General features: G+C 63.6%; 22 protein-coding genes. 13 read left to right on the top strand and 9 right to left on the bottom strand.

What is annotated here, in order from left to right:
- Window positions 1-41: 41 nt before the first annotated feature.
- Together galE and BLS75_RS28470 are read right to left on the bottom strand one after the other, a co-directional pair.
- Entirely contained in the window at window positions 42-1,064 is a 1,023-nt protein-coding gene (galE, locus tag BLS75_RS28475; RefSeq protein WP_072452932.1) for a UDP-glucose 4-epimerase GalE, read from the bottom strand.
- Between the two features lie 837 nt (window positions 1,065-1,901).
- Window positions 1,902-2,822, bottom strand: coding sequence for a histone deacetylase family protein (locus BLS75_RS28470; protein WP_072452933.1), 921 nt, complete (start codon window positions 2,820-2,822; stop codon window positions 1,902-1,904).
- Between the two features lie 75 nt (window positions 2,823-2,897).
- On the opposite strand from BLS75_RS28470, the gene BLS75_RS28465 reads away from it, so the two are divergent.
- The 3 genes from BLS75_RS28465 (at window position 2,898) to BLS75_RS28455 (ending at window position 5,028) form a co-directional block, all read left to right on the top strand.
- The gene (locus BLS75_RS28465; RefSeq protein WP_065363634.1) at window positions 2,898-3,467 is read left to right on the top strand and encodes a GNAT family N-acetyltransferase; all 570 of its coding nucleotides are present in this window, start codon (window positions 2,898-2,900) and stop codon (window positions 3,465-3,467) included.
- Window positions 3,468-3,568: 101 nt separating this feature from the next.
- Window positions 3,569-4,438: an acyl-CoA thioesterase II gene (gene tesB / locus BLS75_RS28460; RefSeq protein WP_011063621.1), complete on the top strand. Its 870-nt coding sequence runs from the start codon at window positions 3,569-3,571 to the stop codon at window positions 4,436-4,438.
- Entirely contained in the window at window positions 4,435-5,028 is a 594-nt protein-coding gene (locus BLS75_RS28455; protein WP_011063620.1) for an HAD family hydrolase, read from the top strand. The genes tesB and BLS75_RS28455 overlap by 4 nt, the downstream gene beginning before the upstream one ends.
- A 72-nt stretch (window positions 5,029-5,100) precedes the next feature.
- On the opposite strand, the gene BLS75_RS28450 is transcribed toward BLS75_RS28455, so the two are convergent.
- Both BLS75_RS28450 and BLS75_RS28445 read right to left on the bottom strand, forming a co-directional pair.
- On the bottom strand, window positions 5,101-6,072 hold the full coding sequence (locus tag BLS75_RS28450; protein ID WP_072452934.1) for a hypothetical protein: 972 nt from the start codon (window positions 6,070-6,072) through the stop codon (window positions 5,101-5,103).
- Window positions 6,073-6,969 carry a KPN_02809 family neutral zinc metallopeptidase gene (locus BLS75_RS28445; RefSeq protein ID WP_011063618.1) on the bottom strand — a complete coding sequence of 299 codons (897 nt, stop codon included), beginning with the start codon at window positions 6,967-6,969 and terminating at the stop codon, window positions 6,073-6,075.
- Between the two features lie 139 nt (window positions 6,970-7,108).
- Between BLS75_RS28445 and pcaQ the strand changes: the two genes are divergently transcribed.
- The 3 genes from pcaQ (at window position 7,109) to pcaG (ending at window position 9,477) form a co-directional block, all read left to right on the top strand.
- Window positions 7,109-8,038, top strand: a complete 930-nt coding sequence (pcaQ, locus tag BLS75_RS28440; protein ID WP_011063617.1) for a pca operon transcription factor PcaQ — start codon at window positions 7,109-7,111, stop codon at window positions 8,036-8,038.
- 103 nt (window positions 8,039-8,141) lie between these two features.
- A complete protein-coding gene (gene pcaH / locus BLS75_RS28435) occupies window positions 8,142-8,861 on the top strand; it encodes a protocatechuate 3,4-dioxygenase subunit beta (RefSeq protein WP_011063616.1) in 720 nt (239 codons plus the stop codon).
- 10 nt (window positions 8,862-8,871) lie between these two features.
- Window positions 8,872-9,477, top strand: a complete 606-nt coding sequence (gene pcaG, locus BLS75_RS28430; protein ID WP_072452935.1) for a protocatechuate 3,4-dioxygenase subunit alpha — start codon at window positions 8,872-8,874, stop codon at window positions 9,475-9,477.
- Between the two features lie 80 nt (window positions 9,478-9,557).
- On the opposite strand, the gene BLS75_RS28425 is transcribed toward pcaG, so the two are convergent.
- Complete coding sequence (locus BLS75_RS28425) at window positions 9,558-10,406, bottom strand: aldo/keto reductase (RefSeq protein ID WP_072452936.1); 849 nt, start codon at window positions 10,404-10,406, stop codon at window positions 9,558-9,560.
- A 320-nt stretch (window positions 10,407-10,726) separates the two neighbouring features.
- Between BLS75_RS28425 and BLS75_RS28420 the strand changes: the two genes are divergently transcribed.
- The 4 genes from BLS75_RS28420 (at window position 10,727) to BLS75_RS28405 (ending at window position 14,594) form a co-directional block, all read left to right on the top strand.
- On the top strand, window positions 10,727-11,503 hold the full coding sequence (locus BLS75_RS28420) for an IclR family transcriptional regulator (RefSeq protein ID WP_072452938.1): 777 nt from the start codon (window positions 10,727-10,729) through the stop codon (window positions 11,501-11,503).
- 236 nt (window positions 11,504-11,739) lie between these two features.
- Window positions 11,740-12,792 carry a Gfo/Idh/MocA family protein gene (locus tag BLS75_RS28415; protein ID WP_072452940.1) on the top strand — a complete coding sequence of 351 codons (1,053 nt, stop codon included), beginning with the start codon at window positions 11,740-11,742 and terminating at the stop codon, window positions 12,790-12,792.
- A gap of 7 nt (window positions 12,793-12,799) precedes the next feature.
- On the top strand, window positions 12,800-13,615 hold the full coding sequence (locus tag BLS75_RS28410) for a sugar phosphate isomerase/epimerase family protein (RefSeq protein WP_072452942.1): 816 nt from the start codon (window positions 12,800-12,802) through the stop codon (window positions 13,613-13,615).
- Window positions 13,616-13,715: 100 nt separating this feature from the next.
- Window positions 13,716-14,594, top strand: a complete 879-nt coding sequence (locus BLS75_RS28405) for a DMT family transporter (RefSeq protein WP_072452955.1) — start codon at window positions 13,716-13,718, stop codon at window positions 14,592-14,594.
- A gap of 6 nt (window positions 14,595-14,600) precedes the next feature.
- Here BLS75_RS28405 and BLS75_RS28400 read toward each other — a convergent pair whose 3' ends face one another.
- Window positions 14,601-16,223, bottom strand: a complete 1,623-nt coding sequence (locus BLS75_RS28400) for a methyl-accepting chemotaxis protein (RefSeq protein ID WP_072452956.1) — start codon at window positions 16,221-16,223, stop codon at window positions 14,601-14,603.
- A gap of 91 nt (window positions 16,224-16,314) precedes the next feature.
- Window positions 16,315-17,649, bottom strand: coding sequence for an MFS transporter (locus BLS75_RS28395; protein WP_011063608.1), 1,335 nt, complete (start codon window positions 17,647-17,649; stop codon window positions 16,315-16,317).
- Window positions 17,650-18,186: 537 nt separating this feature from the next.
- Here BLS75_RS28395 and quiC point away from each other — a divergent pair.
- The 3 genes from quiC to BLS75_RS28380 all read left to right on the top strand — a co-directional run bounded on the left by quiC (window position 18,187) and on the right by BLS75_RS28380 (window position 21,201).
- Window positions 18,187-20,097 (top strand): 3-dehydroshikimate dehydratase QuiC, encoded by a 1,911-nt coding sequence (gene quiC, locus BLS75_RS28390; RefSeq protein ID WP_072452957.1) that lies wholly within the window; start codon window positions 18,187-18,189, stop codon window positions 20,095-20,097.
- Between the two features lie 102 nt (window positions 20,098-20,199).
- Complete coding sequence (locus BLS75_RS28385; RefSeq protein ID WP_072452958.1) at window positions 20,200-20,877, top strand: TetR/AcrR family transcriptional regulator; 678 nt, start codon at window positions 20,200-20,202, stop codon at window positions 20,875-20,877.
- Between the two features lie 99 nt (window positions 20,878-20,976).
- The gene (locus BLS75_RS28380) at window positions 20,977-21,201 is read left to right on the top strand and encodes a hypothetical protein (RefSeq protein WP_015637127.1); all 225 of its coding nucleotides are present in this window, start codon (window positions 20,977-20,979) and stop codon (window positions 21,199-21,201) included.
- 67 nt (window positions 21,202-21,268) lie between these two features.
- On the opposite strand, the gene BLS75_RS28375 is transcribed toward BLS75_RS28380, so the two are convergent.
- The gene (locus BLS75_RS28375; RefSeq protein ID WP_011063605.1) at window positions 21,269-22,123 is read right to left on the bottom strand and encodes a shikimate dehydrogenase; all 855 of its coding nucleotides are present in this window, start codon (window positions 22,121-22,123) and stop codon (window positions 21,269-21,271) included.
- Window positions 22,120-22,569, bottom strand: a complete 450-nt coding sequence (gene aroQ / locus BLS75_RS28370; protein WP_011063604.1) for a type II 3-dehydroquinate dehydratase — start codon at window positions 22,567-22,569, stop codon at window positions 22,120-22,122. The genes BLS75_RS28375 and aroQ overlap by 4 nt, the downstream gene beginning before the upstream one ends.
- Window positions 22,570-22,803 lie beyond the last annotated feature (234 nt).

The following is a 22,803-nucleotide window of genomic DNA, read 5'->3' as shown; positions in this document are numbered from 1 at the left end:
GGAACAGCGCCTGCTGGATGAGTTGCCGGCCAGTGCCGTCTTCATTCAAACGACCTGTACCCATCCGGGTTATTCGACTGCCAACGCCACGTATCTTCCATCATCTCCTTCAAACCGCGTTCTGCCTTCCAGCCCAGGTCGTGCAGTGCCTTGGACGGATCCGACCAGCATTGCGCAATGTCGCCCTGACGGCGTGGGGAGAGGGTGTAGGGAATGGTGCAGCCAGAGGCATCCTCGAATGCCCGGATCATTTCCAGTACTGAGTAACCCACCCCGGTCCCGAGGTTCCAGGCATTTATACCGGTATGCTGGGAAATGTAGTTCACGGCTGCTATGTGCCCTTTGGCAAGATCAACTACATGAATGTAGTCACGAACACCGGTGCCGTCGGGGGTGGGATAGTCGTTGCCATAGATGGAAAGTCTTTCGAGCTTTCCCACAGCGACACGGCTTATGTAGGGCAATAGGTTTTCCGGCAGGCCGTTTGGGTCTTCGCCCATCAGTCCACTCTGATGGGCGCCCACCGGATTGAAGTAGCGCAACAGGGCGACTGACCAGCGTGGATCGGCGGCTGCCATATCCTGCAGTATCTTCTCTACCATCAACTTGGAGGTGCCATAGGCGTTGGTAGGTGTTCCCAACGGGCTGCTTTCGACCAGCGGTATCTGCACCGGGTCGCCGTACACTGTGGCAGAGGAACTGAACACCAGGCGGTAGACGCCTGCGGTGGCCATGGCCTGGCACAAGGTGATGCTGCCACTGACGTTGTTCTGATAGTAGGGCAAAGGCTGTTTTACGCTCTCTCCGACGGCTTTCAGGCCCGCGAAGTGCAATACCCCATCGATCTCGTGCTGGCTGAAAATACGGTCAAGGATGGCGCGGTCGCAAACATCACCTTGAACAAATACAGGGGTGGCACCGGTTATTTGTTGCACGCGCTGTAGCGAGAGCATGGAACTATTGCACAGGTTATCCAGAACCACCGCCTCATGGCCGGCCTGAAGCAATTCCAGCACCGTGTGTGAGCCGATATACCCTGCACCGCCAGTTATTAAGAACCGCATAGTTATGAGCCTGTTTCAAGTGAGTGCTGACAGTCCGGTCGCAATGTTATCTGGAACTGATGGTGGAAATTGAAAAAATGATACAGCACTGCCAACAGTTTTCTGTGTGAGTTCGTTGCGGGCTCTTTGCTTGAGCAGCACTTCACCCATGTTTTCCAGCTAATAACAAACTACTTGAGCTCTACCCGAAGATCGTAATCTCAGGGTTTAAGGTGAGATTGTATTCGTCGGTTTTGATCATCACTGTTTTCAATAAACTGTGGTGTTATGGAAAGGTGGTTTTTATATCTGGGTAACTTTTCTGTGTGGGTGCCTTCACGCAAATACACGGTGAGGTGCTGGTAAAAAGCGCTCGACCATGTTCATCCACGTGTTGAAAGTTGAACTAAACGTTTATGCCTTTCCTGAAACGCTTTCATATTGGGGGGCGTGCTTGTCGGCGATCAGGTGCAGTTGGAGATGCTTGGGCGTTTCTCGATTGATCTTCTTGAGAAACTCCAGCCACTGCTGATGTTGTCATTCAATACTCCCCATCCCCCTTGAAGCCAGTCCAGGTTTGCGAAAAGCGCCAGGGAGGCGGGTCTGCGCCCTGATCAAAAAACAGGCACCGCTCTGCAGGCCTTGCAGAGCAAGGGGCCTAGCGTCTTTCGCGCAGGTTATCCACAGGCGGCTCCACAGGGATTGGGGGTAAGACACTCACAACTGTATGACCGTCTGATGTCACTGATCAAAAAACAGGCGATGGCCTTGAGGCCCCGTGGGACAAGGGCTGCAGAGGCTTTCTCCCAGCTTATCCACAAGCGGTTCCACAGTGGATGTGGGTAAGGCCTGCGGATGTCAGTAGCACCCTGACGATTCCCAGACCTTCTGGGCACTGTGGTGAAGAATGCCGTGGCGCCGGGCCAGGGCCTGGCGGTCCTTGCTGTAGCCGCCGCCGATCACGCCGACTATCGGGATGTCGCGGCCCAGGCAATGGCGCATGACCCGTTCGTCGCGTTCGGCCACGCCGGCATCAGTGAGTTTGAGGTAGCCCAGGGCGTCGTCCTGATGCACGTCGACCCCAGCGTCGTACAACACCAGGTCCGGCTGGTACAGGGGCAGCAGGTAGTTGAGGGTGTCGTCCACCACGTTCAGGTAGTCGGCGTCGCCCATGCCCATGGGCAGCGGGATATCCCAGTCGCTCTGGGCCTTGCGCGCGGGGAAGTTCTTTTCACAGTGCAACGAGACGGTCACCGCGTCGGCGGTATGTTGCAGGATCCGCGCGGTGCCATCGCCCTGGTGCACATCGCAGTCGAATATCAGCACCCGGCCCACGCGCCCGCTTTCCAGCAGGTAATGGCTGATCACCGCCAGGTCGTTGAAGATGCAGAACCCCGCCGGGTAGTCATAGTGGGCGTGGTGGGTGCCGCCGGCCAGGTGGCAGGCCAGGCCATGTTCCAGTGCCTGTTCGGCGGCCAGCAAGGAGCCGCCGACGGCACGCACCGTGCGCCGTGCCAAGGCTTCGCTCCAGGGCAGGCCAAGACGCCTCTGGTCCTCCCGGGACAACTCGCCGCTCATGTAGCGTTCGATATAGGCCGGGTCGTGGGCCAGGGCGAGGATTTCTGCCGGGCACAGCTCGGGGCGCAGCAGGTCGGCGTCGCGGGTCAGGCCGCTGGCCACCAGGTGATCGCGCAGCAGGCGGAACTTGTCCATGGGAAAGCGGTGCTCCGGCGGGAACTCGGGGCTGTAGTCGTCGTGATAGATCAATGGCAATGGCATGGCATTTTCTTAGAGGAACCCGTGAAGGATCCTACCAGCGATGTAGACTTGCACCCACGGAAACGGAGGGCACTGATGGAGCCGATACTGCAACTCGAAAGCGCGCGCCTGCTGCTGCGTCAATGGCGCGACGATGACTTGCCGGCATTTGCGGCGATGTGCGCCGATCCGCAGGTCATGCGCTACTTTCCGGCGCCTTTGAGCCGTCTGGAAAGCGCGGCGCTGATCGGTCGGGTGCGTGGGCATTTCGCCGAACATGGCTTCGGACTCTGGGCCCTGGAGCGTAAGGATAGCGGTGAGTTCATCGGTTTTACCGGTCTGGGCGTCGTGGGTTTCGAAGCGCCCTTCACGCCGGCGGTGGAAATCGGCTGGCGCCTGGCCCGCGAGCACTGGGGCCTGGGTTACGCCAGTGAGGCCGCCTGGACCGCCCTGCGCTGCGCTTTCGATCGTCTGGCGCTGGAGGAGGTGGTGGCGTTCACGACCCGGACCAATCTGCCGTCGCAGAAGGTCATGCAGGCCATTGGTATGCATCACACCGTCGAGGATGACTTCGAACACCCGAACCTCGCTGGCGATCACCCGCTGCGCGAGCATGTGCTGTACCGCATTACCCGCGAACAATGGTTGGAAACCTTGCATGGATAGCAAGCGCGCACGTTTAGAATGTGCCGATGAGGTGCGACCCCAATTGATTTGACCGCCGCAGCCGAGATTGCGCGGTTTTGCTCTGTGTGAGGAGAGTCTGAATGAGTCATGTGCTGGATGATCTGGTCGATCTGTTGACCCTGGAAGCCATCGAAGAAAACCTGTTTCGCGGTCGCAGCCAGGACCTCGGTTTTCGCCAGCTGTTTGGCGGCCAGGTGCTCGGCCAGTCGTTGTCCGCGGCCAGTCAGACGGTGGAGGAGGCGCGCCATGTACATTCCATGCATGGCTACTTCCTGCGCCCCGGGGATGCCGCGCTGCCGGTGGTCTACCAGGTGGACCGGGTGCGCGACGGCGGCAGCTTCAGCACCCGGCGAGTGACGGCGATCCAGAAGGGCAATCCGATCTTCACCTGCAGCGCCTCGTTCCAGTACGACGAACAGGGTTTCGAGCACCAGAACAGCATGCCCCAGGTGGTCGGGCCGGAAAACCTGCCATCGGAGCTGGAGATCACCACCCAGCGCGCCCACCTGATTCCCGAGCACATGCGCGAGAAGCTGCTGTGCCCCAAGCCGATCGAAGTGCGCCCGGTGACCGAGAAGGACCCCTATAACCCGCAGCCCATGGATCCGGTGAAGTACGTCTGGTTCCGCGCCGACGGCGCCCTGGCCGACAGCCCGGCGCTGCACAAGTACCTGCTGGCCTACGCTTCGGATTTCGGCCTGCTGACCACCTCGATGCTGCCCCACGGCAAGTCGGTGTGGCAGAAGGACATGCAGGTCGCCAGCCTCGACCACGCTCTGTGGTTTCACGCCGACCTACGCGCTGACGACTGGCTGCTGTATGCCATGGACAGCCCCTGGGCCGGAAACTCCCGGGGCTTCTCTCGGGGCAGCGTGTTCAACCGTGCCGGGCAGTTGGTGGCCTCGGTGACTCAGGAAGGGTTGATCCGCCATCGCAAGGATTGGGCATGAGTCTTTCAGAGATAAAACATTGGGTGTTCGACATGGACGGCACCCTGACCATCGCTGTGCATGATTTCGCGGCGATCCGCGAGGCGCTGTCGATTCCTGCCGAGGATGACATCCTCACACACCTGGCGGCCTTGCCGGCGGACGAATCCGCGGCCAAGCATGCCTGGCTGCTGGAACACGAGCGCGACCTGGCCCAGGGTTCGCGCCCGGCGCCGGGTGCGGTGGAACTGGTGCGGGAACTGGCCGGGCGCGGTTATCGCCTGGGCATCCTCACCCGCAATGCGCGGGAGCTGGCCCATGTGACCCTGGAGGCCATCGGCCTGGCGGACTGCTTTGCCGAGGCCGACGTGCTGGGCCGCGACGAAGCACCGCCCAAGCCCCATCCGGGCGGTTTGCTGAAGCTGGCCGAAGCCTGGGATGTCTCGCCGTCACGGATGGTCATGGTGGGGGACTACCGCTTCGACCTGGACTGCGGGCGGGCCGCCGGGACCCGTACGGTGCTGGTCAACCTGCCGGACAACCCCTGGCCGGAGCTGACCGACTGGCATGCCCGGGATTGTGCGCAGTTGCGCGACCTGCTGTCGGCCTGAGGGCCCTGTTCGCCGGCAAGGCTCCCGTCGGAGCCTTGCCGGCGAAAGCGTCGTTCCAGGCAGCGCCTTTCTTTACTTGAACACTGCCGCCTGCCCCTCGGGCGAGGTGAACATCCGGTCACCGTCATGCCCGACTCCGGGCACCTCCACCAGCCGTTGCAGCAAGCCTTGCGGATGACGCCGCACCAGGTAGTCGAAGTAGTTGTGCCCGCGAATCAACCGGTACGCGCCCTGGGTCTCGGCGGCGCAGCTCTTGTCCAGGGCGGGATGGTTGGGATCGGTGTCCTGCTGGCCCAGCAGGTAGGTGATGTCGCGCGTCACGTAGCCCTGTTCAAGCTGCGCCGGGGAATGGCCGCCGGCATAGGCCGGTAGCCGGTTCAGGCCGTACTTCCAGTCGTTGAAGCCCGGGCAACTGGCCGGTTCGAATGCCACCGGGCGCCATGCGTCGAAGTAGGCGTAGGACGACGGATTGGCGATCACGTAGCGCAGGCCGATCCCGGCCTTTTCCAGCTCGGGGTGGCTGCCGGTGCTCAGCGCATAGCGCTGCACCACCTGGGCGCCGCCGGAGTGACCGGCGATCACCACTTCCTTGAGTGCCGGAAAACGTTTGCGGTCTTCCAGGCGCTGGAGGATGGCATCGAGCACCGCATAGGAGCTGACGGCCTGCGGGCCCACTGAAGGCTCGCCGGCCATCCAGCCATTGCCCTTCCAGCGCAGTAGCGCGTCTGGCAATTGATGGCGGGCGATGTCGCTCTGGTTGAGAAACTGCGGGGCGATCACCAGGGTTGTTGTGCTTTGCCCGGCCTGCCCGGCAGCGCTTTGCCCACTGTGCAGATACGTCTGGGCGTTGCGCAGCCGGCCGTGAACGATGATCAGGGCCCGCTCTACGCCCGGCAGCGGCTGGCGCCAATCCTGGCTCAGGCCCAGGGCCAGTTGCCCGCCCTCCAGGGGCAGGCGTTGCGGGCTGATGACCTTGACCCCCTGTTCCGCCGCCTGGGCGCCGCAGCCACCCAGGCACAGCAGCAGGGCCAGCAAGCGGCGCATCTACAGGCTCCTGGCGCTGAAGGTATCGCACTGGCTGACCTGGCCCTGGCTGAAGCCGGTCTTGAACCAGCGCACTCGCTGCGCCGAGGTGCCGTGGGTGAAGGAGTCCGGCACCACCCGGCCCTGGCCTTGCTGCTGCAGGCGGTCGTCACCGATGGCATTGGCGGCGTTCAGGGCTTCTTCCACATCCCCGGGTTCCAGCCAGTTCAGGCGCTTCTGCGCGTGATAGGCCCAGACCCCGGCAAAGCAGTCGGCCTGCAGCTCCTGGCGTACCAGCAGGCCGCCATCGCCTTGCATTTGCTGGCCTTGCTGGCGCGCGGCCTGGATTTTTGCCGAGACCCCGAGCAGGGTCTGCACGTGGTGCCCGACTTCATGGGCAATCACGTAGGCCTGGGCGAAGTCGCCGGCGGCGGAAAAGCGCTGGGCCATCTCCCGGAAGAAGTCCATGTCCAGGTACACCTGGCGATCGGCGGGGCAGTAGAAGGGCCCGCTGGCGGAAGTGGCCGCGCCACAGGCGGAATTGACCCGGCCCCGGAACAGGATCAGCTTGGGCGGCTGATACTGGCGGCCGGCTTGCTGGAAGATCTGGCCCCAGGTGTCTTCGGTGTCACCGAGGATGGCGCGGACAAACTCTGCCTGTTCGTCATTGGCCGGTGGTGCCTTGCGTGCCTGGGTGGTGGCCGGCGCTGAAGTCTGCCCGCTCTGCTGGCCCAGCAGTTGCCCGAGGATCTGCAGCGGATCCTGGCCGGTGGCCCAGCCGATGCCGACGATCAGTACGATCGCCGTCAGGCTCAAGCCCTTGCCTCCACCGAACCGCATGCCACCGCCACCGCCGGCGCTGCTGTCATCTCGCGCGTCCACGACGTTGTCGCTGCGCCGGCCTTTTTTCCAAAGCATGGGGGTGTCCTCGTTTTTTCTGCTGGTCAGTGTTGCTGGTGGCTCGAACCGGCGCCAGTCCGGTCGTCAGGGATTTTTCTGCACGCTACCATGGCCCGGTTACGGATCGATCCGGTCCAGGCGCATTCGGGGCTCCCTATTGAACATCGATACCCGCATCAAATTCCGTCACTTGGTGTGTTTTCTTGAAATGGCCCGCCAGGGCAGCCTGGCCCGGGCGGCCGATGTCCTGGCGGTGAGCCAGCCGGCGATGTCGAAAACCCTCAAGGAACTGGAAGCGTTGCTGGAGACCCGGCTGTTTGCCAGGAGCAAGGCCGGCCTCAGCCTGACCGAGGCCGGGCGGGCCTTCCTGCGTTATGCCGGGCCTTCGGTGCAGGCCCTGCGGGAAGGTGTCAGCAGCCTGCGCGGCGGTGAGTACGCCGCCGGGCTGGTGCGCATCGGTGTGCTTTCCACGGTGGAAAGCCTGCTGCTGCCGGAGGTGATGCGGCGCCTGCATCAGCGCCATTCGGCGCTGACCGTGAGTGTGCTGACCGGCCCCAGTGCTTACCTGCTGTCGCAATTGCGGGTCGGCGACCTGGACCTGGTGGTGGGGCGCATGACCGAGAGCCCGGAGATCCACGGCCTGAGCTTCGAGCACCTGTACAGCGAATCCATGACCCTGGTGGCCCGCCCGCAGCATCCACTGGCAACCGGCCCTCTGGACCGCGACGCGGTGAGCGCCTATCCCCTGGTGCTGCCCCTGGCCGGCACCAGCATTCGCAAGCACGCCGACAGCCTGTTCATCCAGTGCGGCATTGCCCCGTCGCAACAGCGTCTGGAAACCCTCTCGGTGGCCCTGAGCCGACGCTACACCTTGTCCAGCGATGCGCTGTGGATCGCGCCGCTGGATGCCGTGCGCCTGGACCTGGCCAATGGTGAACTGCGGGAGCTGGACCTGGGCCTGCGCGAACCCGGTGGCTCGGTGGGGATTTCCAGCAATGCCAGCCTGCCCTTGTCGCTGGCGGCGCAATGGGCGGTGGAGGTGCTCCGGGAAGTGGGGCTGGCCTATCGCGAGGGCAGTTATCCATAACCATTTGGTTATTGATTGAGGGCGGCATTTCAATTTTCCCCGCTCCTGGTTTGTTTGAAACTGCGCCGGCTGCGCTCCATAAATCAAACAACAGGAGATCGACATGTCTGATGCAGACAGCAGTCGCTTCGTGATTCGCGACCGTAATTGGCACCCCAAGGCCCTGACCCCCGACTACAAGACCTCCGTCACTCGTTCCCCGCGCCAGGCGCTGGTGAGCATTCCACAATCGGTCAGTGAAACCACAGGCCCGGACTTTTCCCACCTGCGCACCGGGCGTTTCGACAACGACCTGCTGCTCAACTTCAACAACGGTGGCTTGCCCGTGGGCGAGCGGATCATCGTTTCCGGGCGGGTCTGCGATCAGTACGGCAAACCCATTCCCCATACCCTGGTGGAAATGTGGCAAGCCAACGCCGGCGGCCGCTACCGGCACAAGAACGACCGCTACCTGGCGCCCCTGGACCCGAACTTCGGTGGCGTCGGCCGGGCCCTCACCGACCGTGATGGCTACTACAGTTTCCGCACCATCAAGCCCGGCCCCTACCCATGGCGCAACGGCCCCAATGACTGGCGCCCGGCGCATATCCATTTCTCCATCAGTGGCCCGTCGATCGCCACGCGCCTGATCACCCAGCTGTATTTCGAAGGCGACCCGCTGATCCCGCTGTGCCCGATCGTCAAGTCCATCGCCAACCCGGACGCGGTACAGAGCCTGATCGCGCGCCTGGACATGGGCGGCGCCAACCCCATGGATTGCCTGGCCTACCGCTTCGACATCGTGCTGCGCGGCCAGCGCAAGACCCACTTCGAGAACTGCTGAGGAGCCTGACATGCCTGTTCAACTGCTGCCTGAAACCCCCTCGCAAACGGCCGGCCCCTATGTGCATATCGGCCTGGCCCTGGCGGCCGCGGGAAACCCGCCGCGCCCCGAGGAAATCTGGAACCAGATGGCCAAGGCCGATGCGCCGGGTGAGCGGATCCTGCTGATCGGCCACGTCTACGATGGCAATGGCCACCTGGTGCGCGATTCATTCCTGGAGTTCTGGCAGGCCGACCACGCCGGGGTCTACGACCCGGTGTTCGATACGGAGAAACCGTTCAACTGCTTCGGTCGCACCGCCACCACCTTCGATGCCGGGGAGTGGACACTCAACACGGTCAAGCCCGGGGTGGTGAACAACGCTGCTGGCGTGCCCATGGCGCCGCACATCAACCTGTCGCTGTTTTCCCGGGGGATCAATATCCACCTGCACACCCGGCTGTACTTTGCCGATGAGCCGGAAGCCAACGCCCAGTGCCCGGTGCTGAACCTGATCGAACAGCCCCAGCGCCGGGAAACCCTGCTGGCCCATCCTTGTGAGGTCAATGGCCAGCGTGCCTACCGTTTCGATATCCGCATCCAGGGTGAAGGCGAGACAGTGTTCTTCGATTTCTGAAGCATCGCCAAGCCAGGGATGGCCAGCGCTCGAGAATCCGCCCCCTGACGCCACGCTGCGGTGTCAGGGGGCGCTTCGTTTCAGTGGTCGAAGTGGTCCCACACCGGAGCGAAATCCGGGCTGACCTGACGCTGGTCCTTGGGCAGGGCGGCGATCAGCGCCCGGTCTGCATCGTCCAGGTGGATCTTCAGGGACTCCAGGTTGGCCAGCTGGTTGGCCCGGCTGCTGGCCTTGGGGATGGCTGCCACATTGTCCTGGTCGAGCAGCCACTTGAGGGCCACCTGGGTCGGCAGCACGCCGTGCTTGGCGGCGATCTGCTGGATTTCGGCCACCTCTGAGACCTTGTTGCGCGCCAGCGGGGTATAGGCGGTCAACACCATGTCGCGTTCGCGGGCGTAGTCCAGAAGGCCGCTCTGGCCCAGCAGCACGTGGTACTCCACCTGGATCGCCGACAGCGGCGCGCCCAGCCCTTCGATCACTCGGCGCAGCAGGGCCAGGGGAAAGTTGGCCACGCCAATGTGTTTCACCAGCCCCTGCTCCTTGAACGACACCAGGGTTTCGATGCTGCGTTCCAGTTCCCAGTCGCTGGTGGGCCAGTGAATGTGGAACAGGTCGATGTAGTCGGTTTGCAGGGCTTTCAGGCTGCGCTCCAGTGAGTGGCGCATGGCGGTGGGTTGCAACTGGTCCCACCAGACCTTGGTGGTGACGTGGATCTGCTCCCGGGGCACAGGAGTGTTGGCCAGGGCCTGGCCCACCGCTTCTTCGTTGTTGTAGGCCTGGGCGGTGTCGATATGCCGGTAACCCAGTTCCAGTGCCTGTTCCACGGCGCGGGTGCATTCCTGGTCGAGCATTGGCCAGGTGCCCAGGCCGAGCTTGGGCAGGTGCAGGCCGCTGTGGGTGAGGACGGGGCAGTCAAGGGTATGAGGCATGGGCAATCTCCCTGTGGATAAAAGAGCACAGCCGGTTGAGGGGCGAGTGACGATCCGGGCTGCGGGGGTGTTGCTGAAGGTTGGACAGCATTGGCGGGCGGAAAATGCCCGGAAAATCGATGCGGCGGGCAAGCCGTTATTTTGCGTTTTATGGAAGCGGGTTCCAAAAAATATACGAGCTCGGCTACCCTGCCACAAGGCGCCGTGCCGGGTACAAGACTCGAACGGCGCCGATTCCGGGCGGTAATCGAACACCGCTGCCCGGTTCCCCAACCGGCCGCTTGTCTCTAGAATCGGCCAAATTTTGTCGGGACCCGACCATGGCTGGCAGTCAAATCGAACGCGTCTTCAGTGTTCTCGAACGTCTTACCGCTGATCCCCGTGGGCTGCCGCTGCAGACCCTGGCCGAGCAACTGGAGATTCCCAAAAGCGCCACCCACCGCTTGCTGGCGGAGCTGATCCGCCTGGGTTATGTGCGGCAGAACCCGGACAACCTGCGCTACCAGCTGTCCACGCGGCTGGTAGCCATGGGCTTTCGCTACCTGTCCGCCAGCGGCGCCGATATCGTTCAGCCAGTACTGGACCGCCTGGCGGTCGAATCCGGCGAGCTGGTGCGCCTGGGCGTGATCGAAGGCGAGCGCCAGACTTGGATCGCCAAGTCCCAGGGCGCCCGTTCCGGCTTGCGCTACGACCCGGACATGGGCCGTGAGGCACCGTTGTTCTATACCGCCTCCGGGCATGCCTGGCTGGCCACCCTGAGTGATGCCGAGGCCCTGTCCCTGGTGGAGCGCCAGGTGGCCGAGCCCCCGACGGACCTGGGGCCCAACGCTCCGCGCTCGAACATCGAACTGCTGGAGCGTCTGCGCCTGGCCCGGGAGCAGGGCTATGCCTGGGTCGAAGAAAGCTCCGCCGTGGGCACCTCGGCGATCGCCGCGGTGGTGCGCCATCCCATTGATGGCCGGGTCGTGGGCGTGCTCAGCGTTGCCGGGCCCAGCGCACGCCTGCCTCTGGCGCGGCTGCACGAACTGGCGCCACTGCTGTTGCAGTTTGCCGAGGAACTGTCGGCCGCCAGCCAGGCGTCCGAGTTGTTCAATTGAGGTAACGCCGCAGGGCCTTGCTTGGCGATCTGCTGTCGGGCGAGTGATGGCCTTAATACCGCCGCGTCTGTTGCACAGCCGTTCGCAGCCTGCGGCAGCGGCTACGTAGACCTCGACTCGGCACAAAGCTGTTCGATAATCGGACGGTATTTTTTATCCCTCTTGTGTGAAAGTGGAACTGAGTTCTAAATATTTGAAATTCAGTGTCCCTATAACAATCACAAGAGGATCTTCCATTGAGCACGCCACTGCGCATCGCCCTGATCGGCGTCGGCAATATGGGGCAGCAGCACTATCAGCACCTCAAGACTCTGGCCGAGGCCTGCCTCTGCGCGGTGGCCGATCCCGGCCCCCAGGCGGCGGCTGTCGCCGCACAATGGCAGGTGCCGCACTTTGCCGATCACCAGACCTTGCTCCGGGAAGTCCGCCCGGATGCGGTGATCGTTGCCAACCCTAACAACCTCCATGTCAGCACCGCCCAGGATTGCCTCGCCGCAGGCGTGCCGGTGCTGCTGGAAAAACCGGTGGGCGTGCATCTGGATGAAGTGCGCGAATTGGTAGCGGCCACGCGGACCACTGGGGTCCCGGTGCTGGTGGGGCATCATCGACGGCACAACCCATTGATCGCCCGCGCCCATGAACTGCTGCGTAGCGGCGCCCTGGGGCGCCTGACCAACGTCACCGCACTCTGGCAATTGCAGAAGCCCGAGCGCTATTTCGACATTCCCTGGCGCCGCGAGGCCGGGGCCGGCATGTTGCTGACCAACCTGATCCACGACCTGGACCTGTTGCGCCACCTGTGCGGCGAGGTGCGCCAGGTCCAGGCCATCACCAGCAACAGCGTGCGCGGCTACGCCAACGAGGATTGCGCAGCGGTGCTGCTGCAATTCGACAACGGCGCCCTGGGCAGCCTGACCGGTTCCGACGCCGCGGCCGCGCCCTGGAGCTGGGAGCTGGATTCCGGGGAAAACCCGGTGTACCCGCGCCAGCCAGACCAGCCCTGTTACTTGCTGGCCGGGACCGCAGGCGCCTTGAGCATTCCCCAACTCAAGCGCTGGCACTACGCCGAAGCCGGGGCCGGTTGGCATGAGCCTCTGCTGATGGAGCAAGAGGCCTTTGACCCGGGCGAAGCCCTGCGCCTGCAGTTGCAGCACTTTGTCCAAGTGGCCCGGGGGGAAGTCGAGCCTCTGGTCAGTGCCGCCGATGCCGCGCGCACCCTGGCGCTGATTGAAGCGATTCGAGAGGCCGCCGCCACCGGCCGTGCCTGCACCCCAACCCTGATTGAGTGAAGAACGCATGAGTGAGCGGATTTTCTCCCTGGCCAGCCTGACCGTGCTGGAGCTTTCCCCGCCGCAGATGGTCGAGGTGGCGGCCCAGGCCGGCTACAGCCACGTTGGCCTGCGGCTGGTGCCGGCGACGCCGCAAGAGCATCATTTTCCCTTGGTGGCGGATGCCGATCTACGCCGCCAGACCCTGGCCCGGTTGCGTGATACCGGAGTGCGGGTGCTGGATGTGGAAATCCTGCGGCTCAAGCCGCAGACCCGGATCAAGGACTTCGAGGGCGTGCTGGCAGTGGGCGCCGAGTTTGCCGCCAGCGAGTTGCTGGTGGCGGGCAATGACCCGGATGAAGCCCGCATGACCGACAACTTTGCCGCCTTGTGTGATCTGGCGGCGCAGTATGGCTTGCACCCCCATCTGGAGTTCATGCCCTGGACCGATGCGCGCAACCTGGAGCAAGCCGTGCGCGTGGTGGAGAACGCCGCTCGCAGCAACGGCTGCGTGCTGGTGGACGCCTTTCACTTCGACCGCTCGGGATCGCGCCTGGAGGACCTGGCCAAGGTGGCTCCGGCCCGGTTGCGGTATGCCCAGTTGTGCGACGTGGCCGGGCCGCGGCCGGACGATATGCAGGAAATCTTGCGCCAGGCCCGTAACGAGCGGCGTTTCCCGGGGGAGGGCGATTGCGATCTGGCGGGGCTGCTCAAGTGCCTGCCGGAAAACCTGCCCCTGAGCCTGGAGATTCCTACGGTGCAATTGCTGGAGCAGGGCGTGAGTGCCTTGCAGCGAGCACAGATGGCCCTGGACAGAACCCGGGAGTTGCTGGCTCGGATTTGAAGCCGCGCAGGCCTTTCGCCGGCCTGCCGGCTCCTGCCAACATCCGGTAGGGGCCGGCTGGCCGGCGAAGCCGTTTCTACACTTGCCCCAAGGAAAGCCCATGACCCGCAGCACGCCCCTTTCCGGGATCAACCACCCTTTCAAGGGCATTGTGCTGATCGTCCTGGCGACCTTTCTGTTCGCCAGCCACGATGCCCTGTCCAAATACCTCTCGGGATTCTTTCCGGTGATCATGGTGGTCTGGGCCCGTTACCTGATCCACACCCTGCTGATGGCCGGGATCTTCCTGCCGCAATCCGGCCTGCGGGTACTACGTAGCAAGCGACCGCTGCTGCAACTGCTGCGGGCCTTGTGCCTGTTGAGCACCAGTTTGCTGTTCACTTCGGCGCTGCTGTTCATTCCCCTGGCCGAGGCCACGGCGGTCAACTTTCTCGCCCCGGTGCTGGTCACCGCGTTGTCGGTGCCTTTGCTTGGCGAGCAGGTGACCCGGGGCCAGTGGCTGGCGGTGATCTGCGGTTTCGTCGGGGTGCTGATCATCGTGCATCCGGGCGGCGAGCTGTTCACGCCGGCGGTGTTGCTGCCGTTCTGTTCGGCGCTGTTCTTCTGTTTCTATCAACTGCTCACACGCAAGCTGGCCGAGCATGACAGCCCCACCACCAGCAACTTCTTTGCCGGGCTGTGCAACACCCTGGTGATGACGGCGCTGGTGCCGTTCTTCTGGCAGACCCCCGGGTTCCTCCATGGTTTGCTGATGCTGGCATTGGGCGCCTGCGGCATGAGTGCCCACCTGTTCCTGACCCAGGCCTTTCGTCATGCGGCGCCGGCGCTGCTGGCGCCCTTCGGCTATTGCCAGATTGTCTTTGCCGGGTTGCTGGGCTGGTTGCTGTTCGGCCACGCGCCGTCGTTGATCACCCAGGTGGGCATCATCGTGATCTGCCTCAGCGGGCTGGCGGCGGCCTGGCAGCAACGCCGCCGCTGAGACGGTTCAGAAACGCAAGCGCACCACCAGGTTCTGCAGGCCGGCCGCCAGGTGCGACAGCTCCTGGCTGGTGGCGTTGGTGCGGGTGGCGGCGTCGGCGCTTTCCAGGGACAGGTCGCGGATGTTCAGCAGGTTGCGGTCCACTTCACGGGCCACCTGGGCCTGTTCTTCCGAGGCACTGGCGATCACCAGGTTGCGCTCGTGGATCTGTTCCATGGCCCGGGTGATTTCCCCCAGGGCCAGCCCGGCCTGCTCGGCGATGGACAGGGTCTGGGCCACTCGCTGACTGTTGCCGTGCATGGACTGCACCACGCTGTCGGTGTCGCCCTGGACCCGGCCGATCATCTGTTCGATTTCCTGGGTCGACTGCTGGGTGCGATGGGCCAGGGCCCGCACTTCGTCTGCCACTACGGCAAAACCACGGCCGGCTTCCCCAGCCCGCGCGGCCTCGATGGCGGCGTTCAGGGCCAGCAGGTTGGTCTGTTCGGCAATGGCGCGGATCACGTCCAGCACCTTGCCGATTTCCCGTGACTGCTCGGCCAGGGTCTGCACTTGCTGCAGGGCAATGCCGACATCGCTGCTCATGGCCTGGATCGAGTCCAGGGTCTGGGTCACCCGGGCTTGTCCCTGGGTGGCCTGGGCGGTGGACTGGCGGGTGGTATCGGAGGTGGACACTGCGTTGCGTGCCACTTCCTCGACGGCCGCGGTCATCTCGTTGACGGCCGTGGCTGCTTGCTCGATTTCGTTGTGTTGCTGCTGCAGCCGGCTGGAGTCCTGATGGGTGCTCTGGCTCATCTGTTGCGCGGCGGCGGCCAGTTGGGTCGAGGTGCTGCTGATCAGTTGCAGGGTTTCACGCAGGCTGGCCTGCATCCTGGCCAGGGCCTTGAGCAGGCGCGCGGTTTCATCGCTGCCCTCGCAGTGGATGGGGTGGCCGAGATCGCCGGCGGCCACTTGCTCGGCCACGCTCACAGCCTGGCGGATGGGCACGACGATGCTGCGAATCAACAGCCAGGCCAGGCACAGGGTCAGCAGGGCGACGGCGATCAGGGCGCCGATCACCGTGATTTTTACTTGGGTGTAAAGCACGTCTGCATGCTGGGCCGACTGGCTGACTTCCTCGGCCGTCAGGTTCATCAGCTCGGCGAACTGGTCGCCGGTCTGGGTCGAGTAATCCTGGATCTTGCCGTTGAGCAGAGCCGTCATCTCGCTGCTGCGATTGTCCCGGGACAGGGCTTCGTACTGGGCCAGGGCCTGTTGGTAGCTCTTGACCGTGGCGAGGAATGCTTCGTATGGCCCCCGATTGTGATCGCCCACCAGCGGCGCGAACCTGGCCAGGGCCTGGTCGAGCCAGGCTTGTACCTGATGCAGGCGGGCAATGGTGCTTTCCAGCACTTGCGGTTCACGGTTGAGGGCCATGCGCAGGCTCAGCACGCGGATGCTCAACACGTAGTCGCGCACTTCTCCCAGGTAGCGGGTGCTGGGCAGGGAAATGTTCTCGGTGTGTTGGCCGGTGGCGCGGACTTCGGCCACTTGCTTGAGGGCGAACAGCCCCTGCAGCAGGACCAGCAGGGCAATCACGCCGAAGCTGATCACGGCGCGTTGGGCGATGCTCAGGTTACCGAGCGTCATGGGACGATCTCCGAGTCTGGAAAAACAAAAGGGGGGGAGGGCGAGCAGATAAAAAAACGCAGGCCCGGAGTGGGCCTGCGTGAAAGGAGCATCAGTCTTCTACGCGGGGAATCTTGCGCGGGGCCATGAAGTACATCCAGGTCAGGGCAATGAAGTACATCGCCGGGATCAGGGTGAACAGCAGGGTGTAGTTGTTGTTGGTCACGGTCAGGATGTGGCCGACGATCTGGGTCATGAACATGCCGCCGATGGCCGCGCACATGCCGCCGAAGCCGAACACCGTGCTCATCATGTGCTTGGGCGTGTAGTCCATCACCAGGCTCCAGATGTTGGCGGTCCAGGCCTGGTGCGCGCCGATCCCCAGGGAGATGGCGAACACGGCCAGCCACAGGTTGGCGGTGCCGGCGGCCATGATCACGCCGATGATGCAGCAGGCGAACAGGAACATCGACAGCAGCCGCGCCTTGATCGGGTTCATGCCGCGCCCGATCAGGAACGAAGAGAGGATGCCGCCGCCGACGCTGCCGAAGTCGGCGGTCAGGTAGATGATGATCAGCGGGATGCCCATCTGGGTCACGTTGATGCCCAGGTTGTACTGCTGGTTGAGGAACGGCGGCAGCCAGTACAGGTAGAACCAGAACACCGGCGCTGTCATCGCGTAGGCCAGGGCGAAGGCCCAGGTGCCGCGCATGCGCAGGATGCGGCTGAAGGGCACGCGGGTTTCTTCCGGCTCCACCTGTTGCTGGATGTAGGCCAGCTCGGAGGCTTTGACGCTTGGATGATCTTCAGGGTTGAAGTACTTCAGGCCCCAGAACAGCAGCCAGATGCCACCCAGCGCGGCCATGCACAGGAACGCGGCCTGCCAGCCCCAGGCGTGGAGGATCAGCGGCAGCAGCATGGGCGTGAACATTGCGCCGACGTTGGTCCCGGCGTTGAAGATCCCGGTGGCCACGGCCCGTTCGCCGGCCGGGAACCACAGCCGCGTGGTCTTCACGCAGGCCGGGTAGTTGGCGGCTTCGGTGAGCCCGAGAATGAACCGGCAGACCATGAAGCCCGCCGCCGAGGTGGCCAGGCCGTGGGCGCCGGTGGCCAGGCTCCACAACAGCACGGCGAAGAAGAACACCCGCTTCACCCCAACCCGGTCGATCAGGCGGCCCTGGAGCACGAAGCCCACGGCGTAGCCGACCTGGAACCAGAAGTTGATGTTGGCGTAGTCCATCGCCGTCCAGTTCATTTCCTTGGCCAGGATCGGCTGCATCACGCCCAGTGCGGCGCGATCTATGTAGTTCAGGGTGGTGGCGAAGAACACCAGGGCGAGCATGCCCCAGCGGGTCTTGCCGACCGCCATGGCGCCGCGGATCTTGTCGCCGATGCCGCCGGCAACGCTGAGGCTCGGGGCGATGCGAGAGCTTTGGGAAGGAGTCATGTGGGCCATCCGTTCAGTGACTGGCGAGCCGGGGCTCGTCGGAACTCAAGGGCGCGTGACCAACCGTCGGCGGGGGCATGGCAGCCCGGGAACCTGCGGGTTGATCGGCTGGGGCGGCGCGTCGCTGCGGCAGATGCCGGGCAGGCGAACGCCATCGGGTCGGCTGCAGCTCAGGGCTGTAGCGCGGCGTATTCCAGGGTGCCGGTTGAGGCCGTTGGCGGTATCAGCCAAAGGGATGTGCAGCAGTGAAGGGCGTTGAGTGCAAGCATGAGGGTGTACCCGATTTTTGAAATTTTTATGGTGTGTTCTGGGTCTGGGTGATTGAAGCCGGGGGTTTGGGGCCGGCTCAACGTGCTATCGATGGTGCGCAGTGGCTGAAAAATCGTCAATTCGCCAATCTGTATTTTGTTCGATAATCGAACACAAAACTAACTGGTTCGTACACTTTAACAAGGCCTGTGGAATAATCCGCAACATCCAATAAAAAGCCGCGGTCCCCCTGTGCCCGACTGGCCGTCCTTACCCGGGAGTCGAATCATGCAGCGTTCCATTGCCACCGTGTCCCTGAGCGGTACCCTGCCGGAGAAACTCGAAGCCATCGCCGCCGCCGGGTTCGACGGCGTGGAGATCTTCGAGAACGACCTGCTCTACTACGACGGCAGCCCTCGGGAAATCAAGCAGATGTGCGCCGACCTGGGCATTGCCATCACCCTGTTCCAGCCATTCCGGGATTTCGAGGGCTGTCGTCGCGACCGTCTGCCGCGCAACCTGGAGCGCGCCGAGCGCAAGTTCGACCTGATGCAGGAGCTGGGCACCGACCTGGTGCTGGTGTGCAGCAACGCCTCGGCGGACAGCCTGGGGGACCGGCAGATCCTCATCGACGACCTGCACCTGCTGGCCGAGCGGGCCGCTGCCCGGGGCCTGCGCATCGGCTACGAAGCCCTGGCCTGGGGCCGTCACGTGAATACTTATCAACAGGTCTGGGACATCGTGCGCAGCGCCGATCACCCAAGCCTCGGGGTGTTGCTGGACAGCTTCCACACCCTGTCGCTCAAGGGCGACCCGGCGGCGATTGCCGAGATTCCGGGGGACAAGATCTTCTTCGTGCAGATGGCCGATGCGCCGATCCTGGCCATGGATGTGCTGGAGTGGAGCCGGCATTTCCGCTGCTTCCCCGGCCAGGGCGAATTCGACCTGCCGGGCTTTCTGGCGCCGATCATCAAGAGCGGCTACACCGGGCCGCTGTCCCTGGAGATCTTCAACGACGGCTTTCGCGCCGCGCCGCCGCGGGCCAACGCCGCCGATGGCTTGCGCTCGCTGCTGTACCTGGAAGAGAAGACCCGCGAGCGCCTGCTGCAGGAAGGCCAGCCGGTGGCGAACATCGACACCCTGTTCGCGCCGCCTGCGGTGCAGGCCTATGGCGGCACCGAGTTTCTCGAGTTCGCCGTGGACGAGGCCCTGGGCGCCAAGCTCGGCGGCTGGCTGGAGCGCCTGGGTTTCGCCAGGGCCGGGCAGCATCGCTCCAAGAGCGTCAGCCTGATGCGCCAAGGGGATATCAACCTGATCCTCAACTCCGAGCCCTATTCCTTCGCCCACAGTTTCTTCGAGGCCCACGGCCCTTCGGTGTGTGCCACGGCAATCCGGGTCAAGGACAGCGCCAAGGCCCTGGAGCGGGCGGTGGCCTACAAGGGCCAGCCCTATCGCGGCCTGGTGGGCCCCAATGAGCTGGAGCTGGCGGCGGTGCGCGAGCCCGATGGCAGCCTGATCTACCTGGTGGATCAGCAGCAGGGCGGCCAGCACCTGTACGACACCGATTTCAATATGCACAGCGGCGTGGTGGCCAAGGGTGGCCTCAAGCGCATCGACCACATGGCCATGGCCCTGCCGGCGGACAGCCTGGACAGCTGGGTGCTGTTCTACAAGAGCCTGCTGGACTTCGAGGCCGACGACGAAGTGGTGCTGCCCGACCCCTACGGCCTGGTGAAAAGCCGCGCCCTGCGCAGCCGTTGCAGCTCGATCCGCCTGCCGCTGAACATCTCGGAAAACCGCAACACGGCGATCTCCCATGCTTTGTCCAGCTATCGCGGTTCCGGAGTGCACCACATCGCTTTCGATTGCGACGATATCTTTGCCGAAGTCAGCCGGGCCAAGGAGGCTGGAGTGCCGCTGCTGGACATCCCGCTCAACTACTACGACGACCTGGCGGCACGCTTTGATTTCGACGACGAATTTCTCAGCGAACTGGCCTACTACAACGTCCTCTACGACCGCGATGCCCAGGGCGGCGAGCTGTTTCACGTCTACACCGAGCCTTTCGAAGGGCGCTTCTTCTTCGAGATCATCCAGCGCAAGAACGGCTATGCCGGCTACGGTGCGGCCAACGTCGCGGTGCGCCTGGCGGCCATGGCCAAATCACGCAGCGGTGCCGTGCGCCAGGCCAAGTTGTAGAAGATTGTTAACGACGGCGGTAACGGCCGCCGTCGCGCTTTCTTTCGCAGGGTGACGCGGCCCATAATCGCCCGCGTGTGCAGTGATGGCCGTGAGCCCAGAATGACAATGACCAGTGAACGCTCGATTGCGCCCGATGAGCCTGCTCTCGAACCGCGCAAGAGTCGCAAGAACAACCCGGAAAAGACCCGCGAGAACATCCTTCAAGAAGCCATTGTCGAGTTCGTCCAGCAGGGCTTGTCCGGCGCGCGAGTGGATGCGATCGCCGAACGCATCCATACCTCCAAGCGCATGATCTATTACTACTTCGGCAGCAAGGAGCAGCTGTACGTCGAGGTGCTGGAGAAGCTCTACGGCGATATCCGCAGCACCGAGAGCCGCCTGCACCTGGCAGAGCTGGCGCCGCAGGAAGCGATTCGCCGGCTGGTGGAGTTCACCTTCGATCACCACGACCGCAACGTCGATTTCGTGCGTATCGTCAGCATCGAGAACATCCACAAGGCCGAGTACGTGAAGCAGTCCGGCGTGATCAAGGCCATGAACAACACCATTCTCCATGCCCTGGGCGAGATCCTCGAGCGCGGCGCGCGCGAAGGCGTGTTCCGCGGCGGCCTGGATCCGCTGGACGTGCATTTGCTGATCAGCTCGTTCTGTTTCTACCGGGTCTCGAACCGCCACACCTTTGGCGAGATCTTCCAGATCGACCTGCCGGATGAAGGCATCACGCAACGCCACCGGGAGATGATCTGCGAGTCGGTGCTGCGCTACCTGCAGGCCTGATCCCACTCTTTGTAGGCGCTGGCTTGCCAGCGAAAGCGCCCGTAAGATCGCCATCGCCACCAAGGCTTCTGCAACCTGCACCACGACAAGGAAGGCACCATGGGCAACCCCGTTCCAACCCTGAAAATAATCCTGATCCTGATGATCGTGGTCGACACGTTCTGGTTCGGCGAGCGCCTGCTGTCCCTCACCGGGTTCAGCATGTTCGACTGGTTGCCGTCGTCGGTGATCAGCCTGGTGGGCATCCTCGGCAGCCTGCTGATGATTCTCTTCAATGTGCTGCTGATCGGCCTGCTCTCGCGCCTGCAGCTCAAATCCGACTAAGCAGGCTGTAGCCGCTGCCGCAGGCTCGCCAGCGCCCTGAAGGCAGCAGCTGCTACCGAAGCCTGTCTCAGCCGTTCATGCTGTGAAAGTGCGCCAGCATGCGCTGCGGGTCCGCGCGCTGGCCGCTGAACAGCTCGAACGCCTTGACCGCCTGGAACACCGCCATGGTGCCGCCGTCCAGGGTCCTGCAACCCAGGGCCCGGGCGTTGCGCAGCAGTTCGGTTTCCAGGGGAAAGTAGACGATCTCGGCAACCCACAACTGCGCTCGCAGCAGTTCCACCGGCACCGGCATGCCCGGCAGCTTGGCCATGCCCATGGGCGTGGTGTTCACCAGCCCGTCGGCGCTGTGCAGGGCACTCGACAGATCACCGCCTGCCCGGGCCCGGGCGCTGCCGAAATGCTGGTTGAGGTTGTCCGCCAGGCTTTGCGCCCGCTGCGGCTCCACGTCAAAAATGTTCAGTTGCTCCACGCCTTCACTCAGCAGGGCGTGAGCCACTGCGGCCCCGGCACCGCCGGCGCCCATCTGCACCACCTGGCGCCTTGCCACGTCCGGCAGGCCGCGGCGAAAGCCCTCGGCAAAACCCAGGCAGTCGGTGTTGTGGCCGACTCGTTTGCCATCCTTGAGCACCACGGTGTTCACCGCACCGATGCCCCGGGCTTCCGGGGACAGTTCGTCGAGCAGCGGCAGGATGCTCTGCTTGCAGGGAAAGGTGATGTTCAGGCCGGTGAAGCTCATCTGCTCGGCGGCGCGCAACAGTTCAGGCAGGGCGCTGCTGTCCAGGCCCAGTTGATCCAGATCGATCAACCGGTACAGGTAGCGCAAATGCTGGGCATCGCCCTCTTGTTCGTGCAGGGCCGGGGTGCGGGAGGCCTGGATGCCGGCGCCAATCAGCCCGGCCAGAACACTGGCTTGCCGGCTCATGCGCCTTGCTCCTTGAACCGCTGGCTGAAGTGTTCCAGCGCCAGGCGATAGCCATGGCTGCCAAAGCCGCACATCACCGCCTGTGCGATGGCGGAAACGAAGGAGTGATGGCGAAACGGTTCGCGCGCGTGGACGTTGGACAGGTGCACTTCGATCACCGGCAGCTCGCTGGCCACCAGGGCGTCACGGATTGCCACCGAGGTGTGGGTCCAGGCGGCCGGGTTGATCAGGATGCCGGCGCAGCGACCACGCGCCCCGTGGATCCAGTCGAGCAACTCGCCTTCGTGGTTGGTCTGGCGAAACTCCACGGCGAGGCCGAACTCCTCGGCGGCGCGGCCGCACAGGGCGGAAATGTCAGCCAGGGTTTCGTGGCCGTAAGTGGCCGGCTCGCGGGTGCCGAGCAGGTTCAGGTTCGGGCCGTTGAGCACCAGAACGATAGGACGCATGGGGTAAATCTCCGTTGTTATTGTCGGCCTCGGGAGAGCGTACGAGGCGTTGAAAGGTAAATTGTACTAACTGGTTAATTTGGTCAATTGGCGGTAGATGCGCAACGGGGGGCGGGCGGATTAAGTGTTCGGTAATCGAACGGCAGCGTAGGGCTCGCAGGTGCAAGGCTGCCGCCAATGAGTGCTTATATCAATTGAAAATCATTCTCGACTGACCGTAAGATGCCCGGCAAT

It is taken from the genome of Pseudomonas sp. NFPP12 (assembly GCF_900103205.1).
Lineage (GTDB): Bacteria > Pseudomonadota > Gammaproteobacteria > Pseudomonadales > Pseudomonadaceae > Aquipseudomonas > Aquipseudomonas protegens.
This window is presented reverse-complemented; position numbering and strand designations above follow the sequence as displayed.

Excerpts from the sequence above, each read along its gene's own strand:
- BLS75_RS28395 (WP_011063608.1), bottom strand. The coding sequence starts at position 17,649 with ATGACTCCTTCCCAAAGCTCTCGCATCGCCCCGAGCCTCAGCGTTGCC.
- BLS75_RS28450 (WP_072452934.1), bottom strand. The coding sequence starts at position 6,072 with ATGCGCCGCTTGCTGGCCCTGCTGCTGTGCCTGGGTGGCTGCGGCGCC.
- quiC (WP_072452957.1), top strand. The coding sequence starts at position 18,187 with ATGCAGCGTTCCATTGCCACCGTGTCCCTGAGCGGTACCCTGCCGGAG.
- tesB (WP_011063621.1), top strand. The coding sequence starts at position 3,569 with ATGAGTCATGTGCTGGATGATCTGGTCGATCTGTTGACCCTGGAAGCC.
- BLS75_RS28445 (WP_011063618.1), bottom strand. The coding sequence starts at position 6,969 with ATGCTTTGGAAAAAAGGCCGGCGCAGCGACAACGTCGTGGACGCGCGA.
- BLS75_RS28405 (WP_072452955.1), top strand. The coding sequence starts at position 13,716 with ATGACCCGCAGCACGCCCCTTTCCGGGATCAACCACCCTTTCAAGGGC.
- pcaG (WP_072452935.1), top strand. The coding sequence starts at position 8,872 with ATGCCTGTTCAACTGCTGCCTGAAACCCCCTCGCAAACGGCCGGCCCC.
- BLS75_RS28400 (WP_072452956.1), bottom strand. The coding sequence starts at position 16,223 with ATGACGCTCGGTAACCTGAGCATCGCCCAACGCGCCGTGATCAGCTTC.
- BLS75_RS28470 (WP_072452933.1), bottom strand. The coding sequence starts at position 2,822 with ATGCCATTGCCATTGATCTATCACGACGACTACAGCCCCGAGTTCCCG.
- galE (WP_072452932.1), bottom strand. The coding sequence starts at position 1,064 with ATGCGGTTCTTAATAACTGGCGGTGCAGGGTATATCGGCTCACACACG.
- BLS75_RS28465 (WP_065363634.1), top strand. The coding sequence starts at position 2,898 with ATGGAGCCGATACTGCAACTCGAAAGCGCGCGCCTGCTGCTGCGTCAA.
- BLS75_RS28375 (WP_011063605.1), bottom strand. The coding sequence starts at position 22,123 with ATGAGCCGGCAAGCCAGTGTTCTGGCCGGGCTGATTGGCGCCGGCATC.
- pcaH (WP_011063616.1), top strand. The coding sequence starts at position 8,142 with ATGTCTGATGCAGACAGCAGTCGCTTCGTGATTCGCGACCGTAATTGG.
- BLS75_RS28380 (WP_015637127.1), top strand. The coding sequence starts at position 20,977 with ATGGGCAACCCCGTTCCAACCCTGAAAATAATCCTGATCCTGATGATC.
- BLS75_RS28410 (WP_072452942.1), top strand. The coding sequence starts at position 12,800 with ATGAGTGAGCGGATTTTCTCCCTGGCCAGCCTGACCGTGCTGGAGCTT.
- BLS75_RS28420 (WP_072452938.1), top strand. The coding sequence starts at position 10,727 with ATGGCTGGCAGTCAAATCGAACGCGTCTTCAGTGTTCTCGAACGTCTT.
- BLS75_RS28425 (WP_072452936.1), bottom strand. The coding sequence starts at position 10,406 with ATGCCTCATACCCTTGACTGCCCCGTCCTCACCCACAGCGGCCTGCAC.
- BLS75_RS28385 (WP_072452958.1), top strand. The coding sequence starts at position 20,200 with ATGACAATGACCAGTGAACGCTCGATTGCGCCCGATGAGCCTGCTCTC.
- aroQ (WP_011063604.1), bottom strand. The coding sequence starts at position 22,569 with ATGCGTCCTATCGTTCTGGTGCTCAACGGCCCGAACCTGAACCTGCTC.
- BLS75_RS28455 (WP_011063620.1), top strand. The coding sequence starts at position 4,435 with ATGAGTCTTTCAGAGATAAAACATTGGGTGTTCGACATGGACGGCACC.